We start from the raw sequence: 16248 nt of genomic DNA on the forward strand, positions 1-16248 counted from the left end.
GGCATGCCGCTCGTCGCCGGGGTCGACTCCTCGACCCAGTCCTGCAAGGTCGTCGTCCGCGACGCGGAGACCGGGGCGCTGGTGCGCTCCGGCTCCGCGCCCCACCCCGAGGGGACGGAGGTGGACCCGGCGGCGTGGTGGACCGCGCTCGAGGTGGCCGCCGAAGCCGCCGGCGGGCTCGACGACGTCGCCGCGGTCTCCGTCGGCGGTCAGCAGCACGGGATGGTCTGCCTGGACGAGGCCGGAGAGGTCGTACGTCCCGCGCTGCTGTGGAACGACACCCGCTCCGCCGCCGCGGCCACCGCGCTCAACACCGAGCTCGGTGCCGCGGCCTGGGCCGACGCCGTCGGCTCCGTCCAGGTGGCCAGCTTCACCGCCACCAAGCTGCGCTGGCTCGCCGAGCAGGAGCCTGAGTCGGCGGCTCGGGTGGCGGCGGTGTGTCTGCCCCACGACTGGCTGACCTGGAAGCTCGCCGGTGCGCCGGGGCTGGAGGCGCTGCGTACGGACCGGAGCGACGCCAGCGGCACCGGCTACTACTCCGCGGTGACCGGCGAATACCGTCGCGACCTGCTCAAACGAGCTCTCGGGCGCGACGACGTCGTGCTGCCGGAGGTGCTCGCGCCGACGGCGTCGGCGGGGCACACGTCCTCCGGAGCCCTCCTCGGTCCGGGCTGCGGCGACAACGCCGGCGCGGCCCTGGGCGTGGGTGCCCGGCCCGGCGACGTGGTCGTCTCGATCGGCACCTCCGGGGTCGCCTGCGCGGTCTCGGAGACGCCTACCTCGGACGCCTCGGGGACTGTGGCCGGCTTTGCCGACGCCACCGGTCGCTACCTGCCGCTGGTCGCCACGCTCAACGCCGCCCGGGTCCTCGACGCGACGACCCGGCTGCTCGGGGTGAGCCACGAGGAGCTGTCCCGGCTGGCGCTCTCGGCGCCCTCGGGCTCCGGCGGCCTCGTCCTGGTGCCCTACCTCGAGGGCGAGCGCACCCCCGACCGGCCCTCGGCCCGTGGCGTGATCCACGGCCTGACGCTCGCCACCGCCGAGCCTGCCCACCTGGCACGTGCGGCCGTCGAAGGCCTGCTCTGCGGCCTTGCCGACGGCATCGACGCGCTCAAGGCCCAGGGCGTCGCGGTCAACCGCGTGCTCCTCGTCGGCGGCGGTGCCCGCTCCGAGGCCGTACGCCGCCTCGCCCCCGTCGTCCTCGGCCACCCCGTCCTCGTCCCCGAGCCGGGGGAGTACGTCGCCGACGGCGCCGCCCGCCAGGCCGCCTGGACCCTCGCCGGCGGCGAGGAGCCGCCGTCGTGGGAGCTCGCCGGGACCGAGACGTACGAGGCCGACCCCGACCCCGCCGTCCGCTCCCGCTACGCCGAGGTCCGCGATCTGACCGAAGGCGTATAGCCGAGGCGTCACCCCGGTCGGCCGAGACGTCACCCGCTGACCTCTCGGCCGACCGGACCGACGCCTCGCCCGACGTGAGTGACGCCTCGGCAGAATGTGGGTGACGTTTCGGCGCGCGGCGCTGACGCCTCGGCGGTATCCGATAGCGTGGCCGCGCCATGTTGGATCACATCAAAGGCTTCGTCCAGGGAGTCGTCCTCGCGCCCATCGTCCGGCTGTTCATCGCACTGAAGATCAGCCCCGACGCCGTCACGCTCGTCGGCACCCTCGGAGTGGCGGTCGGCGCGCTGGCGTTCTACCCGCGCGGCGAGCTCCTGGCCGGCACCATCTTCATCACCTGCTTCGTCTTCAGCGACCTGATCGACGGCGCCATGGCGCGTGCCGTCGGCCGCACGAGCAAGTTCGGCGCCTTCTGGGACTCCACCCTCGACCGGATCGGCGACGGCGCGGTCTTCGGCGGCCTGGCGCTCTACTTCGCCGGCCCGGGCGACTCCGACCTCTACCTCGCGCTGACCCTGTGGTGCGTGGTGATGGGCGCGGTCACCTCCTACGCCCGCGCCCGCGCGGAGTCGCTGGGCTTCACCGCCAACGTCGGCATCGCCGAGCGCGCCGACCGTCTCGTCCTCGTCCTGGTGCTGACCGGCTTCGCCGGCATCTTCGACCTCGACCTCCTCATCTACGTCGCGCTGTGGATCCTCGCGGTCGCCTCGACGGTCACCGTGGGACAGCGCGTGTGGACCGTCCGCAGGCAGGCTCTCGCCGAGGAGGCCGCCTCGTGACCGCGCCGAGCGCTGCCGACGTACGCCTGGCCACCGAGCTCGTCCGTGGCGCCGGCGCTCTCGCCGCCAAGATGCGCAGCGCGGGCATCGGCGACTCGATCGAGACCAAGACCTCGGTCTCCGACCTGGTCACCGCCGCCGACAAGGCCGCCGAGAAGGCGATCGTCGACCGGCTCGCGTCCGAGCACCCCGGTGACGGCGTGCTGGGCGAGGAGGGGTCGGCCCGCGAGTCGACAACGGGCCGGGTGTGGACCATCGACCCGGTCGACGGCACCTACAACTTCGTCCGCGGGCTCGACTGGTGGTGCTCGGCGCTGGCGCTGACCGACGGGGACGATCTGGTCCTGGGCGCCGTCTACTCGCCGGCCGAGGACGCCGTCTACGTGGGTGGACCCGAGCTGCCCACCACCCGCAACGGGGTCAGGCTCGACGCGGTGCTCGACACGCCGCTCGCCCTGGCCTGCCTGACGACCTACCTCCACCCGGCCAAGCTGAGGCACCCGGTCGGCGAGGCCTACGTCCGCGTCGCGAGCCAGGCCGCCTCCATCCGGATCCTCGGCTCCGGGTCGATGGACCTGACCGCCATCGCCCAGGGCAAGCTCCACCTCTTTCTCCAGCACTCCGTCCCCGACTGGGACCGCCTCCCCGGGGCGGCCCTCGTCCTCGGCGCCGGCGGCACCACGGCCCAGGTCGAGGCGGGCGGCGTCCTCTGGTCCCTGGCCGGCGCCCCGGCCGCGGTCGCCGAAGCGGTCGAAGCACTGGCCTCCTGAGTGGCCTCCTAGCAGTCCACTTTGGGAACAGTGGCCTGACCAGGCCTTTCCGAGGGTGGCGTACGTCCGATCCCGACCTACGATCGCACCATGGCAACAAGCACGAATGAGACGGGAACCTCGCGCGTCAAGCGCGGGATGGCGGAGATGCTCAAGGGCGGCGTGATCATGGACGTGGTCACCCCCGAGCAGGCGAAGATCGCCGAGGACGCCGGGGCGGTGGCGGTGATGGCGCTCGAGCGCGTCCCCGCCGACATCCGCGCCCAGGGCGGCGTGAGCCGCATGTCCGACCCCGACATGATCGACGGCATCATCGAGGCCGTCTCCATCCCGGTCATGGCCAAGGCCCGCATCGGCCACTTCGCCGAGGCGCAGGTGCTGCAGTCCCTGGGCGTCGACTACATCGACGAGTCCGAGGTGCTGACCCCGGCCGACTACGAGAACCACATCGACAAGTGGGCCTACACCGTGCCGTTCGTGTGCGGTGCGACCAACCTCGGCGAGGCCCTGCGCCGCATCACCGAGGGCGCGGCGATGATCCGCTCCAAGGGCGAGGCCGGCACCGGCGACGTCTCCAACGCCGTCACCCACATGCGTACGATCCGCCGCGAGATCCGCCGCCTCGGCGCGCTCGCCGACGACGAGCTCTACGTGGCGGCCAAGGAGCTCCAGGCCCCCTACGAGCTCGTCAAGGAGGTCGCCGAGAACGGCAAGCTCCCGGTGGTCCTGTTCACCGCCGGCGGCATCGCGACCCCGGCCGACGCCGCGATGATGATGCAGCTCGGCGCCGAGGGCGTCTTCGTCGGCTCTGGCATCTTCAAGTCCGGCAACCCGGCCCAGCGCGCCGAGGCGATCGTCAAGGCGACCACCTTCCACGACGACCCCGACGTCGTCGCCAAGGTCTCGCGTGGTCTCGGCGAGGCGATGGTCGGCATCAACGTCGACGAGCCCGCCCGGTCGATCCAGTTCGCGGAGCGCGGCTGGTGACCACGGTCGGCGTACTCGCCCTCCAAGGCGACGTCCGCGAGCACCTCGCCGCCCTCGACCGGCTGGGGGTGAAGGGCACCTCCGTGCGGCGGAGGGAGGAGCTCGACGCGTGCGACGCCCTCGTCATCCCCGGCGGTGAGTCGACGGCGATGTGGCGCCTTGCCCGTACGTTCGAGCTGCTCGACCCGCTCCGCGACCGTGTCCGCACCGGGATGCCGGCGCTCGGCACCTGCGCGGGCATGGTGCTCCTGGCCGACCGCCTCCTCGACGGGGCGGCAGGCCAGGAGACCATCGGCGGGCTCGACATGACGGTGCGGCGTAACGCCTTCGGGCGGCAGACCGAGTCGTTCGAGACCGACCTGGAGGTCACCGGCATCGACGGAACGGTCCACGGCGTCTTCATCCGGGCACCCTGGGTCGAGGAGATCGGTGACGGCGTCGAGGTGCTGGCGAGCGTCGAGGGTCACCCCGTCGCCGTACGCCAGAACCAGCTGATGGCCACCAGCTTCCACCCCGAGGTCAACGCCGACGACCGCCTGCACCGGCTGTTCCTGGACACCTGCTGCTGACGGTGCCGCACGCCACGTAGTTAGAATGGGCACCTGCTGCCCTGTGACGACTCCGGTGGCGGCTCGACAAGCAGAGACGACGACGTGGGGCAAAGGACGGTTCAACGATGAGCGGCCACTCAAAGTGGGCAACGACCAAGCACAAGAAGGCGGCGATCGACGCCAAGCGCGGCAAGCTCTTCGCCAAGCTCATCAAGACGATCGAGATCGCGGCCAAGACCGGCGGTCCCGACCCGGCCGGAAACCCGACCCTCTACGACGCGATCCAGAAGGCCAAGAAGCAGTCGGTCCCCAACGACAACATCGACCGCGCGGTCAAGCGCGGCGGTGGGCTCGACGGCGGCGGCGTCAGCTACGACACGATCATGTACGAGGTCTACGGCCCCCAGGGTGTCGCCCTCCTCATCGAGTGTCTGACCGACAACCGCAACCGGGCGGCCATGGAGGTCCGCACCGCGGTCACCCGCAACGGCGGCACCATGGCCGACCCGGGCTCGGTCTCGCGCCTCTTCGACCGCAAGGGCGTCGTCGTGGTGGCCAAGGCCCAGGAGGGGAAGACGATCACCGAGGACGACCTGCTCGAGGCCACCCTCGACGCCGGTGCCGAGGACGTCAACGACCTCGGTGAGTCCTTCGAGATCGTCTCCGACCCCAGCGACGTGGTCGCGGTCCGCACCGCTCTCCAGGACGCCGGGATCGACTACGACTCCGCCGAGGTCCAGTTCGTCGCGAGCATGGACATCCCGGTCGCCGACGCCTCGTCCGCCGAGAAGGTCTTCAAGCTCATCGACGCCGTCGACGACCTCGACGACGTGCAGAACGTCTTCTCCAACGCCGACATCCCCGACGAGGTCATGGAGACCGTCGACGCCTGATCGCTCCGCTGATCGAGCTGCGAGTTGGGCCGTACGGCTCATTCTCGGGCCGGATGCTGGGTACCCGGAAGGTCACGAACCGCCACGAGGCCGGTTCGCACCGGAAGGAGTACACGATGGGATACGGCGTAGGAGCCATTCTGCTCGTCGTCGGACTTGTCCTGGCGTTGGCTGTGCATGTCTCGGTCAGTGGGGTCGATCTGACCCTGGTCGGCTGGATCCTGGCCGCTGTCGGAGCCGTGGTGCTGATCCTGACCGCTGTGACCCTGAACACCGGAGGTCGGTCACGCACGGTCGCGAGGCGGAGGCATGCCGACGGCACGGAGACCGTCGAGGAGCGACGCACCGACACTCTGTGAGCCCGGAGCCTCGACCTCGGACCTCCGGGCACGTCACATCCTCCTGAATGAGGGTGTCGCGGGCCCGGAGGCAGCAGCCGACCGGTAGTCTGCGAACAGACGTTCGACACCCGGCCGGCTCGGTCGTTGTGGAAGAGGTGCTCCAGTGCGCGTGCTTGGGATCGACCCCGGCCTGACCCGGTGCGGGATGGGCGTGGTCGACGGCTCGCTCGGTCGACCGCTGTCGATGGTGGACGTCGGAGTGATCCGTACGTCGGCAGACCTGCCTGTCTGGGAGCGCCTGGTGAGCATCGAGAAGGGGATCGACGCCTGGATCGAGGAGCACCGGCCCGACGCGGTCGCGATCGAGCGGATCTTCGCGCGCTCGAACGTCTCCACGATCATGGGTACGGCCCAGGCCAGCGGTCTCGCCATGGTCTGTGCCGCCCGGCGCGGTCTCCCGGTCGCCCTGCACACCCCGTCCGAGGTCAAGGCCGCGGTCTCCGGCAACGGCCGGGCCGACAAGGCCCAGGTGACCGCGATGGTGACCCGGATCCTGCGGCTCCCGACCCCGCCGAAGCCCGCCGACGCCGCCGACGCGCTCGCGCTGGCCATCACCCACCAGTGGCGCGGAGGCGCCCAGAACCGCATCGAAGCCGCGGTGGCCGCGGCAGGGCGGCGCTCAACAGATGTGCTCAACAGAAGGGTCCCGTAGATGATCGCGTCCGTGCGCGGCAAGGTCGCCGCCGTCAGTCTCTCCACCGCCGTCGTCGAGGTCGGCGGCATCGGCATCGAGCTGCTCTGCACGCCCAACACCCTGGCGACGCTCCGCACCGGCGAGGAGGCGCACCTGCCGACGAGCCTGGTCGTGCGCGAGGACTCGCTGACCCTCTTCGGCTTCACCGACACCGACGAGCGCACGCTCTTCGAGCTCCTCCAGACCGCCTCCGGCGTCGGCCCGAAGCTCGCCCAGGCGATGCTCGCGGTGCTCTCGCCCGACGGCATCCGGCTGGCCATCTCGACCGAGGACGCCAAGACCCTCACCAAGGTCCCCGGCATCGGTCAGAAGGGCGCCCAGCGGGTGATCCTGGAGCTCAAGGACCGGATCGGCGTGCCCACGGGCAGCGCCTCGGCCCCGGCGGCGGTCCAGCAGGGCGCGGCACCGTGGCGTGACCAGGTCACCGAGGCCCTCATCGGCCTGGGCTACAACGCCCGGGACGCCGACAAGGCGGTCACCGCCATCGAGCCGGAGGCCGGCGACCAGGCCAACATCTCGCTGCTGCTGCGGGCGGCCCTGCGTACTCTTTCGAAGGCATAGGCACTCATGCACGAGGACGACCTGACCGCAGCCGAGGAGGACTACTTCTCCTCGCTGACGATCGCCGAGGCCGACGGGGACGACCGGGCGGTCGAGGCCGCGCTGCGCCCCAAGAGCCTCGACGAGCTGATCGGCCAGCAGCGCGTCCGCGAGCAGCTCAGTCTCGTCCTGGAGGCGGCGAGGCAGCGCGAGCGGGCCCCTGACCACGTACTCCTGTCCGGGCCGCCGGGACTCGGCAAGACCACGCTCGCGATGATCATCGCCGCCGAGATGTCGGCACCCCTGCGGATCACCAGCGGACCCGCGATCACCCACGCGGGCGATCTGGCCGCGATCCTGAGCGGGCTCAACGAGGGCGAGGTGCTCTTCGTCGACGAGATCCACCGGATGAGCCGCCCCGCCGAGGAGATGCTCTACCTGGCGATGGAGGACTTCCGGGTCGACGTCGTCATCGGCAAGGGCCCGGGTGCGACCGCGATCCCGATCGACCTGCCGCCGTTCACGCTGGTCGGCGCGACGACCCGCGCCGGGCTCCTCCCCGGCCCGCTGCGGGACAGGTTCGGCTTCACCGGCCATCTGGAGCTCTACGACCCGGCAGACCTCGAGCTGATCGTGCGCCGCTCCGCGGGCCTGCTCGAGGTCACCCTCCGCGACGACGGCGCCGCCGAGATCGCCGGCCGCTCCCGCGGCACGCCACGCATCGCCAACCGGCTGCTGCGCCGCGTACGCGACTATGCCCAGGTCAAGGCCGACGGCACGGTCACCCAGCAGGTCGCCCAGAAGGCCCTGGACCTCTACGAGGTCGACCCGCTCGGCCTGGACCGCCTCGACCTGGCCGTCCTCGACGCCCTGTGCCGCCGCTTCGGCGGCGGCCCGGTAGGCATCTCCACGCTCGCCGTCGCGGTGGGGGAGGAGCGCGAGACGGTCGAGGAGGTCGCCGAGCCGTTCCTGGTGCGCAGCGGCTTCCTGGCCCGTACGCCGCGGGGCCGTGTCGCGACCCCGGCAGCATGGGAGCACCTCGGGCTGCCGGTCCCGGCCAGCGCCGAGGCAGCGGCATGGTCGAGGGACACGCTCTGGGATGAGGCCTGATTCACAGTCCCAACCAGGTGCCTGGTTAGACTTGCACGTCGCCGTGCGCCTGCCGGCCACCACTCAGACTGTCGGAGCCGAACCCCCGTGGAATTCCTTCCTTTCATCGTCATCATCGTCCTGTTCTACTTCCTGTTGATCAGGCCGCAGCAGAAGCGTGCGAAGGAGGCTCGAGAGCTCCAGCTCAACCTCCAGCCGGGTGACCGGGTGATGCTGACCGCCGGGCTCTTCGGCACCGTGACCGAGGTCGAGGAGACCACCACCAACATCAAGGTCGAGATCGCCGACGGCGTCGTCATCCAGGTCGTGCGCCAGGCGGTGGCCCAGAAGGTCACCGAGGCGCCCGCCGAGGACTCCGACGAGTCCGACGACGAGTCCGGCGAGAAGACCGAGGTCGAGGCTACGGCCGACGAGACCTCTGCCGATGCCGAGAACGTCATCGTGGACCTCGACAAGAAGGACTGACCGAACTCATGGCACGCAAGACCGCGCGCCCAGGGCGGACACTCGCACTGCTCTTCCTGGCGATCGCGATCATGTTCGGCGGCATCGCGTTCGCCGGCACCTGGAAGCCCGAGCTGGGCCTCGACCTCCGTGGCGGCACCGAGATCTCGATGACCGCCGAGAACTCCGAGGGCGGCTCCGTCCCGAAGGAGAGCCTCGACGAGGCGAAGGCGATCATCGACCAGCGGGTCAACGGCTCCGGCATCACCGGCGGCCGGGTGACCACCGAGGGCAACGACGTCATCAAGGTCTCGATCCCCGGCACCGGCAAGGTGCAGCAGGAGACCGCCGAGCGTGTTCGCCAGACCGCGAAGCTCCGCTTCCGCCTGGTCGCCTGCAGCCCGCAGAAGCAGTGCGGCGCGGGCGCCGACGCCGGCGGCTCGATGATCGAGGACCCGTCGACCGGCACCGTTCCGGGCACCTCCCCGCGGGCGCCGTTCGGCGGCGAGACCGCCAGCCCCACCGAGACCGCGAGCGCCTCCGACAAGGCCTCGAACAAGGCCTCCGAGAAGCCGTCCGCGGGCGCCAGCCCGTCGGCCTCGGCGAGCGCCAAGCCCGAAAAGCAGAACGACAACGCGGTCGTCAAGGTCGACGACGCGGTCGACTTCATGCGCAACGTGCCGCAGGAGTGGGCGACCGCCTACAACTCCTTCAGCTGCCCCGCCCCGGGTGCCGAGCCGGCCGAGGACATCCCCGGCAAGCCGCTGCTGACCTGCGACAACGACGGCGTTCCCTACCTGCTGACCCCGGCGGTCATCGAGGGCACCGAGATCGACGAGGCCTCCTACGGCATCCCGCAGCAGCAGGCCAACTACGTCGTGACGCTCGACTTCAAGTCCAAGGGCAACAAGGTCTTCGCCGACACCACCGGCGCGATCGCCGGCACCGGCGAGCAGTTCGCGATCGTCCTGGACGCCAAGGTCATTTCCGCCCCGACCGCCGAGTCGCGGATCAGCGGCGGCGCCCAGATCAGCGGAGACTTCACCCAGGAGACCGCCGCGTCGCTGGCCAACAACCTGAAGTACGGCTCGCTGCCGCTCGACTTCCCCGACGACGGCATCCAGACCCGGGTGATCGGCCCGAGCCTGGCCGGCAACCAGCTCACCGCCGGACTCTGGGCCGGTCTGATCGGCCTGATCCTCGTGGTGATCTTCTCGGTCCTCTACTACCGCGCGATGAGCATCGTGGTGATCGGGTCGCTGATCGTGGCGGGTGCCGGGACGTACGGGATGATCCTGCTGCTCAGCGAGACCGCCGGCGTCACCCTGGACCTTCCGGGTGTGGCCGGTCTGATCGTCGGTATCGGCATCACCGCCGACTCCTTCATCATCCTCTACGAGAGGATGCGTGACGACATGCGTGAGGGCCGCTCGATGCGGGTGGCCGTCGACACCGCCTGGGTCCGGGCCCGCAACACCTGTCTGGCCTCCGACGGCGTCTCGTTCCTGGCCGCGTTCGTGCTCTACGTGTTCGCGACCAACGAGGTCAAGGGCTTCGCCTTCATGCTCGGCCTGACCACGCTCATCGACGTGCTGGTGTTCTTCTGGTTCACCCACCCGATGACCAAGCTGATGGCCGGCTGGGGCTTCTTCAACAAGGGCCACGTGCTCTCCGGCATGGACAAGCGCGCTATCGGCACCGTCGACGCCCCCAAGGGCACCACTCTGGTCGGAGGCAAGGCCTGATGAGCAAGTTCTCCTTCTCGCGGCTCGGCAAGGAGCTCTACACCGGCGAGAAGTCCTTCGACTTCGTCGGCCGCCGGATGGTCTGGTACGCCGCCTCCGGTGTCGTGCTCGTCGCGGTCGTCCTCGGTGTCTGGCTCCAGGGCATCAACCTCGGCATCGACTTCACCGGCGGCACGCGCTACACCGTGACCGTCGCGCAGGCCGACCAGAAGCTGGCCGACGACCTGCGTACGGCCGTGGGTGACACCGCGGTCGAGGCCGCCGACGGCGCCACCGTGCGCACCTCCGGCAGCAAGTCGATCGTGATCGAGACCAAGGCGATCGCCGACAACTCCAAGGCCGACGACTCGATCATGGAGGCGATCACCAAGACCGCCGACGTGGCCGAGGACGACGTCAGCCGCACCGGCATCGGCCCCAGCTGGGGTCAGCGGGTGGCCTCCAAGGCGGGCCTCGCGCTGGGCATCTTCCTGGTCGGCGTGGTCCTGTTCATCTGGATCTACTTCAGGGAATGGAAGATGTCGGTCGCGGCCGTCGTCGCCCTGGCCCACGACGTGGTGATCACGGTCGGCGTCTACGCGATCGTCGGCTTCGAGGTGACCCCGGCGACGGTCACCGGCTTCCTGACGATCCTCGGCTACTCGCTCTACGACACCGTGGTGGTCTTCGACAAGGTCAAGGAGAACACCCGCAACCTGTCGCAGAAGAAGCAGACCTACGCCTCGGCCGCCAACCTGGCGATCAACCAGACGCTGGTCCGTTCGGTGAACACCTCGATCATCGGTCTGCTGCCGGTCGTCGCGATCCTCTACGTCAGCACCGTCCAGCTCGGCACCTCCTCGCTGAAGGACATCTCGCTGGTCCTCTTCGTCGGTATGGCCGTCGGCACCTACTCCTCGATCTTCATCGCCACCCCGCTCCTGGTGCACCTGAAGTCGAAGGAGAAGGACGTCGTCGACGCCGAGAAGCGGGCCGCCGCGCGGATGAAGGAAGCCGACAAGTACGCCGCGGTGCCGGTCTTCGACGAGGGCATGGCGGTTGCCGATGGCGAGCCGGACGAGCTCCGCGAGTCCTCCTCAGAGGACCTGCACGAGGCCGGCGTCAGCCGGGGCACCAGCCCCAACAGCTCCGCGCTCGGGCGAGGGCGCAACGTACCCTCCTCCCACCGCGAGGTGAGCGACAGCGGCGCCGCCGGGCGCCCGCAGCCCAAGCGCGAGTCGAGGTCGAAGCGCAAGTGACTGTCTCCGAGACGGCCGCCAGCGGCCGGTCGCTCGAGGAAACCCTCGAGCGGCTGGTCGCCGACGTCCCCGACTTCCCGGAGCCGGGGGTCGGTTTCAAGGACATCACCCCGCTGCTGGCCGACCACGCCGGCTTCAGCCAGGTGGTCGAGGCGCTCGCCGCACCGGCGCGCGACGCCGACGGCACCGTGACCGTCACCAAGGTGCTCGGCATGGAGTCGCGAGGCTTCATCCTCGGCGCTCCCGCGGCGCTGCATCTCGGCGTCGGCTTCGTGCCCGTCCGCAAGGCCGGCAAGCTGCCCCGCGAGACCCACGCGGTCTCCTACTCGCTGGAGTACGGCGAGGCCACCCTGGAGATCCACACCGACGCGGTCGCGCCGGGGGAGCGGGTGCTGGTCATCGACGACGTGCTCGCGACCGGTGGCACCGCGGCGGCCACGATCGAGCTCGTCGAGCGTTGCGGCGGCGTCGTCGCGGGCGTCTCGGTGCTGCTCGAGCTCGGCTTCCTCGACCCGCGCAGCAAGCTGCCGGACACTCCGGTGCACTCGCTGTTGGTCAGTTGACAGGTCCATCATGCAGGTGCCGTCCTAGCCAATGCTCCGGGTGCGGCCGGTAGACTCGCTACATGGCAGAGGATCGCATCGTCGCGCAGCCTCGTGCGCACAACATCGAGGCGCGGGAGAGCAGTGGCCCGGCCCCGTCGGGTCGTAGCGTACGTGCGCGTCTGGCCCGGATCGGTGGTCGTGGCGCGCCGGGCAATCCTGTGCTGGAGCCGTTGTTCCGGGCGGTCAGGTCCAACCACCCCAAGGCCGATCTGGCCCTTCTGGAGCGGGCCTACGTCACCGCCGAGCGCCTCCACGGCACCCAGATGCGCAAGAGCGGTGATCCCTACATCACCCACCCGCTGGCGGTGACCACGATCCTCGCCGAGCTCGGCATGACCGAGCCGACCCTCGTCGCGGCCCTGCTGCACGACACCGTCGAGGACACGCCCTACACGCTCAAGGAGCTCACCCGCGACTTCGGCGAGGAGGTCGCCCACCTCGTCGACGGCGTCACCAAGCTCGACAAGGTCACCTACGGCGACTCGGCGCAGGCCGAGACGATCCGCAAGATGGTCGTGGCGATGTCCCGGGACATTCGGGTCCTGGTGATCAAGCTGGCCGACCGCCTGCACAACATGCGTACGCTGCGCTACGTCCCGCAGAAGTCGCAGGAGCGCAGCGCCCGCGAGACCCTCGACATCTACGCGCCGCTGGCCCACCGGCTCGGTATGAACACCATCAAGTTCGAGCTCGAGGACCTCGCCTTCGCGACCCTCTACCCGAAGATGTACGACGAGCTCGTCCGCCTGGTCGCCGACCGCAACCCGTCGCGGGAGAAGTTCCTGGCCCAGGTCATCGACCAGGTCGAGCGCGACCTGCACGATGCCCGGATCAAGGCGACCGTCACCGGGCGACCGAAGCACTACTACTCGATCTACCAGAAGATGATCGTCGGCGGTAAGGACTTCTCCGACATCAACGACCTGGTCGGCATCCGGATCCTGGTCGAGGACGAGCGTGACTGCTACTCCGTCCTCGGCATCCTGCACTCGCGGTGGAACCCCGTCCTCGGGCGGTTCAAGGACTACATCGCGATGCCGAAGTTCAACATGTACCAGTCGCTGCACACCACCGTGATCGGCCCGCAGGGCAAGCCGGTCGAGCTGCAGATCCGCACCTTCGCCATGCACCGCCGCGCCGAGTTCGGTGTCGCCGCGCACTGGAAGTACAAGGAGGACGGCCGCAACGGTGTCGACACCGACCGGCCGATGGACAACGACATGAGCTGGGTCAAGCAGCTCATGGACTGGCAGTCCGAGGTCAACGACCCCGGCGAGTTCCTGGAGTCGCTCCGCTTCGAGATGAAGCGCACCGAGGTCTACGTCTTCACGCCCAAGGGCGACGTGATCGCGCTGCCCGCCGACGCGACCCCGGTCGACTTCGCCTACGCCGTGCACACCGAGGTCGGCAACAAGACCATCGGCGCCCGCGTCAACGGCCGGCTGGTGCCGCTGGAGTCGACCCTGGAGAGCGGCGACGTCGTCGAGGTCTTCACCTCCAAGTCGCCCAACGCCGGTCCGTCGAAGGACTGGACCTCCTTCGTCAAGTCCAATCGGGCCAAGGCGAAGATCCGGCAGTGGTACACCCGCGAGCGCCGCGACGAGGCCATCGAGAAGGGCCAGGACGCGATCGCCCGGCTCATGCGCAAGGAGGGCTTGCCCCTCAAGCGGCTGATGTCGCGCGAGTCGCTCATGCTCGCCGCTGACCACTTCGACCTCGCCGACGTCGAGGCGCTCTACGCCGCGGTCGGTGAGAGCCACCTCTCCGCCCAAGCGGTCGTACGTCGCGTCATCGAGGACCACGGCGGAGACGACGGCGCCGCCGAGGACCTCGCCGAGGCCATCAACGTCGGCCGCCGTCGCCACGGCAAGGTCTCCGCCACCAACTCCGACGCCGGGGTGATCGTCAAGGGATCCCCGGACGTCTGGGTCAAGCTCGCCAAATGCTGCACCCCGGTGCCCGGCGACGACATCCTCGGCTTCGTCACCAAGGGCGGGGGAGTCTCGGTCCACCGCACCGACTGCACCAACGCCGCCGAGCTCCGCTCCCACCCCGAGCGGCTGCTCGAGGTCGAGTGGGGCTCCACCTCCAACTCGGTCTTCCTGGTCAACATCCAGGTCGAGGCCCTGGACCGGGCCCGGCTCCTGTCGGACATCACGATGGCGCTCTCCGACGCCCACGTGAACATCCTCAGCGCCCAGCTCACCACCACCCGCGACCGCGTCGCGAAGTCCCGTTTCTCCTTCGAGATGGCCGACTCCAAGCACCTCGACACCGTCTTGAAGCAGGTACGCACCGTCCCCGGCGTCTTCGACGCCTACCGCGTCACCCAGTAGCCACCCGGCTCATCTGCTCACCCCGCGGAGTCGAGTCGGCACGAATGTCTCAACAAGGGGACATTTCGGCCCGCGCGGTTGTTATAAGGTAAAGACGCGTCGACTCGGGCGCCCTAGGGATGGAGCACACCGTGTTCATGTGGATTCTCATCATCGTCGGCGTAGTCCTGATCATCGGCTTGGCGTCGATATCGCTCGGCATGGCTCCCAAGGGAGTCGACCCCGAGGACGTACGCAACATCAAGCGCAACAATTCAGGTAAGGGCGACTACTTCGGCGGCGCCAGCATGTAGAAACTCGCCGAGCCTTCTGGTCAAGATGAGCCGACTCGGCGCTTCTGCTCGAGACAGATGCGCCGAGTCGGCGTGAGGATCAGGAGAAGTCGGCGCTGGCGCGCTTGGCCATCTCCAGGAACTGACGACGCGACTCGAGGTTCTCCTCGAGGCTCTTGACCTTCCGGGCGTCACCCGAGGCCTGGGCCTTGTCGAGGTCCTTCTCGACCTGCGCGATGGCTTCCTCGAGCTTGGCGATCATGTCGTCGGCACGAGCGGACTTCTCCGGGTCGGACTTGCGCCACTGGTCGTCCTCGGCGGACTTGATGGCCTGCTCGACCTTGCGCATCGCGCCCTCGAGCTCCTTGATGCGGTCGCGCGGGACCTTGCCGGCCTCGTCCCAGCGGTCGGCGATGTCGCGGAAGGAGCGCTTGACGCCGTCGAGGTCGTCGCCCTTCTCCAGCAGCGGGAGCAGCTCCTGCGCCTCGGCGAGCAGCCCCTCCTTGACCACGGCGTTCTGCGCGAACTCGGCGTCGAGCGCTGCGTTGGCGGCGTCGCGGGCACCGAAGAAGACGTCCTGGGCGGCCCGGAACTGCTTCCAGAGCTTGTCGTCGACGTCCTTGGGCGCAGGCCCGGCGGCCTTCCAGTCGCGCATCAGGTCGCGGTAGCGGCCGGCGGTGGGTCCCCAGTCGGTGGAGGAGGAGAGCTGCTCGGCCTCGGCGATGATCCGCTCCTTGATCACCTTGGCGTCCTCGCGGCGAGCGTTGAGCTCGGCGAAGTGGGCCTTGCGCCGGCGCGTGTAGGCCGTACGCGCGGTCGAGAAGCGCCGCCACAGCGCGTCGTCGGAGGAACGGTCGATGCGGGGGAGCGCCTTCCACTGGTCGAGCAGCTCCCGCAGCCGGTTGGCGCCGTTGCGCCAGTCGTTGCTCTGGGCCAGCTTCTCGGCCTCGGTGACGAGGGCCTCCTTGGCGACCTTCGCCTCGGCCGCCTTCGCGGCCCGCTCGGCCTTTCGGGCCTCGCGCTGGGTGGCGATGACCGGGGCCAGCGCCTCCAGCCGCGCCACCAGCGAGGCCAGGTCGCCGACCGCGTTGGCATCGGTCACCTTCTCGACGACGGTCTTGACCGCCGCGGTCGCCTCGTCGGGCGACGTCTTGCCCGCATGCACCCGCCGCTCGAGCTGCTCGACCTCGAAGGCGAGCTGGTCGAACCGGTTGGTGAAGAAGGCAAGCGCCTCCTCTGGCGTGCCTTCCGGGTATTGCCCCACGGAACGCTCGCCCTCTGCGGTCTTCACGTAGACCGTTCCGTCTTCCTCGACCCGACCCCACTGCTCGCTGGTCACAATGTCCCTACTCTTCGCATGAGGCGCTAACCTCTATGAAATCTCCCCCGCCGGACACCGTGCTCGTCACAGTCCCGGTCGGCTCAACTTGCAGGTCCCCGTGGTGTCCCGACACACCTCGGGATGCCCATCGTAGTCAGACGCCA

Annotated in this window: 17 protein-coding genes; 16 read left to right on the forward strand and 1 reads right to left on the reverse strand. The window is 69.6% G+C overall.

Translation table 11 applies throughout. The features are described from left to right. Positions 1 to 3: 3 nt before the first annotated feature. The 16 genes from xylB to HD557_RS10695 all read left to right on the forward strand — a co-directional run bounded on the left by xylB (position 4) and on the right by HD557_RS10695 (position 14784). Positions 4 to 1398, forward strand: coding sequence for a xylulokinase (xylB, locus tag HD557_RS10620; RefSeq protein ID WP_196873867.1), 1395 nt, complete (start codon positions 4 to 6; stop codon positions 1396 to 1398). A 158-nt stretch (positions 1399 to 1556) separates the two neighbouring features. Beyond that, positions 1557 to 2177: a phosphatidylinositol phosphate synthase gene (gene pgsA / locus HD557_RS10625; protein ID WP_196873868.1), complete on the forward strand. Its 621-nt coding sequence runs from the start codon at positions 1557 to 1559 to the stop codon at positions 2175 to 2177. Then, positions 2174 to 2947 carry an inositol monophosphatase family protein gene (locus tag HD557_RS10630; protein ID WP_008356878.1) on the forward strand — a complete coding sequence of 258 codons (774 nt, stop codon included), beginning with the start codon at positions 2174 to 2176 and terminating at the stop codon, positions 2945 to 2947. The genes pgsA and HD557_RS10630 overlap by 4 nt, the downstream gene beginning before the upstream one ends. A 90-nt stretch (positions 2948 to 3037) precedes the next feature. Then, entirely contained in the window at positions 3038 to 3934 is an 897-nt protein-coding gene (pdxS, locus tag HD557_RS10635) for a pyridoxal 5'-phosphate synthase lyase subunit PdxS (RefSeq protein ID WP_196873869.1), read from the forward strand. Continuing rightward, on the forward strand, positions 3931 to 4503 hold the full coding sequence (gene pdxT, locus HD557_RS10640; protein ID WP_196873870.1) for a pyridoxal 5'-phosphate synthase glutaminase subunit PdxT: 573 nt from the start codon (positions 3931 to 3933) through the stop codon (positions 4501 to 4503). The genes pdxS and pdxT overlap by 4 nt, the downstream gene beginning before the upstream one ends. 107 nt (positions 4504 to 4610) lie before the next feature. Beyond that, positions 4611 to 5378, forward strand: coding sequence for a YebC/PmpR family DNA-binding transcriptional regulator (locus HD557_RS10645; RefSeq protein ID WP_008356873.1), 768 nt, complete (start codon positions 4611 to 4613; stop codon positions 5376 to 5378). Positions 5379 to 5494: 116 nt separating this feature from the next. Next, complete coding sequence (locus HD557_RS10650; protein WP_196873871.1) at positions 5495 to 5737, forward strand: DUF6458 family protein; 243 nt, start codon at positions 5495 to 5497, stop codon at positions 5735 to 5737. Between the two features lie 145 nt (positions 5738 to 5882). Then, on the forward strand, positions 5883 to 6431 hold the full coding sequence (gene ruvC, locus HD557_RS10655; protein ID WP_008356869.1) for a crossover junction endodeoxyribonuclease RuvC: 549 nt from the start codon (positions 5883 to 5885) through the stop codon (positions 6429 to 6431). Then, positions 6432 to 7034: a Holliday junction branch migration protein RuvA gene (gene ruvA, locus HD557_RS10660; RefSeq protein ID WP_196873872.1), complete on the forward strand. Its 603-nt coding sequence runs from the start codon at positions 6432 to 6434 to the stop codon at positions 7032 to 7034. Positions 7035 to 7040: 6 nt separating this feature from the next. Beyond that, positions 7041 to 8123: a Holliday junction branch migration DNA helicase RuvB gene (gene ruvB / locus HD557_RS10665; protein ID WP_008356866.1), complete on the forward strand. Its 1083-nt coding sequence runs from the start codon at positions 7041 to 7043 to the stop codon at positions 8121 to 8123. An 87-nt stretch (positions 8124 to 8210) separates the two neighbouring features. Further along, positions 8211 to 8588 (forward strand): preprotein translocase subunit YajC, encoded by a 378-nt coding sequence (yajC, locus tag HD557_RS10670; protein ID WP_196873873.1) that lies wholly within the window; start codon positions 8211 to 8213, stop codon positions 8586 to 8588. An 8-nt stretch (positions 8589 to 8596) separates the two neighbouring features. After that, positions 8597 to 10312 (forward strand): protein translocase subunit SecD, encoded by a 1716-nt coding sequence (gene secD / locus HD557_RS10675; protein ID WP_196873874.1) that lies wholly within the window; start codon positions 8597 to 8599, stop codon positions 10310 to 10312. Beyond that, positions 10312 to 11550, forward strand: coding sequence for a protein translocase subunit SecF (gene secF / locus HD557_RS10680; RefSeq protein WP_008356860.1), 1239 nt, complete (start codon positions 10312 to 10314; stop codon positions 11548 to 11550). The genes secD and secF overlap by 1 nt, the downstream gene beginning before the upstream one ends. Continuing rightward, complete coding sequence (locus HD557_RS10685; RefSeq protein ID WP_196873875.1) at positions 11547 to 12113, forward strand: adenine phosphoribosyltransferase; 567 nt, start codon at positions 11547 to 11549, stop codon at positions 12111 to 12113. Before secF ends, HD557_RS10685 begins: the two co-directional genes overlap by 4 nt. A gap of 62 nt (positions 12114 to 12175) precedes the next feature. After that, positions 12176 to 14491 carry a RelA/SpoT family protein gene (locus tag HD557_RS10690; protein ID WP_008356856.1) on the forward strand — a complete coding sequence of 772 codons (2316 nt, stop codon included), beginning with the start codon at positions 12176 to 12178 and terminating at the stop codon, positions 14489 to 14491. A gap of 137 nt (positions 14492 to 14628) precedes the next feature. Next, positions 14629 to 14784, forward strand: a complete 156-nt coding sequence (locus HD557_RS10695; RefSeq protein ID WP_231380254.1) for a hypothetical protein — start codon at positions 14629 to 14631, stop codon at positions 14782 to 14784. A 79-nt stretch (positions 14785 to 14863) separates the two neighbouring features. On the opposite strand, the gene HD557_RS10700 is transcribed toward HD557_RS10695, so the two are convergent. Beyond that, positions 14864 to 16102, reverse strand: coding sequence for a DUF349 domain-containing protein (locus HD557_RS10700; protein WP_008356854.1), 1239 nt, complete (start codon positions 16100 to 16102; stop codon positions 14864 to 14866). Between the last annotated feature and the right edge of the window lie 146 nt (positions 16103 to 16248).

The organism is Nocardioides luteus (assembly GCF_015752315.1).
In the GTDB taxonomy this organism is placed as follows: Bacteria; Actinomycetota; Actinomycetes; order Propionibacteriales; family Nocardioidaceae; genus Nocardioides.

What these genes read in the sequence shown, in the direction of transcription:
- xylB (WP_196873867.1), top strand. Translation starts at nt 4, where the DNA reads ATGCCGCTCGTCGCCGGGGTCGACTCCTCGACCCAGTCCTGCAAGGTC.
- pgsA (WP_196873868.1), top strand. Translation starts at nt 1,557, where the DNA reads ATGTTGGATCACATCAAAGGCTTCGTCCAGGGAGTCGTCCTCGCGCCC.
- pdxS (WP_196873869.1), top strand. Translation starts at nt 3,038, where the DNA reads ATGGCAACAAGCACGAATGAGACGGGAACCTCGCGCGTCAAGCGCGGG.
- HD557_RS10645 (WP_008356873.1), top strand. Translation starts at nt 4,611, where the DNA reads ATGAGCGGCCACTCAAAGTGGGCAACGACCAAGCACAAGAAGGCGGCG.
- HD557_RS10650 (WP_196873871.1), top strand. Translation starts at nt 5,495, where the DNA reads ATGGGATACGGCGTAGGAGCCATTCTGCTCGTCGTCGGACTTGTCCTG.
- ruvA (WP_196873872.1), top strand. Translation starts at nt 6,432, where the DNA reads ATGATCGCGTCCGTGCGCGGCAAGGTCGCCGCCGTCAGTCTCTCCACC.
- ruvB (WP_008356866.1), top strand. Translation starts at nt 7,041, where the DNA reads ATGCACGAGGACGACCTGACCGCAGCCGAGGAGGACTACTTCTCCTCG.
- secD (WP_196873874.1), top strand. Translation starts at nt 8,597, where the DNA reads ATGGCACGCAAGACCGCGCGCCCAGGGCGGACACTCGCACTGCTCTTC.
- secF (WP_008356860.1), top strand. Translation starts at nt 10,312, where the DNA reads ATGAGCAAGTTCTCCTTCTCGCGGCTCGGCAAGGAGCTCTACACCGGC.
- HD557_RS10690 (WP_008356856.1), top strand. Translation starts at nt 12,176, where the DNA reads ATGGCAGAGGATCGCATCGTCGCGCAGCCTCGTGCGCACAACATCGAG.
- HD557_RS10695 (WP_231380254.1), top strand. Translation starts at nt 14,629, where the DNA reads ATGTGGATTCTCATCATCGTCGGCGTAGTCCTGATCATCGGCTTGGCG.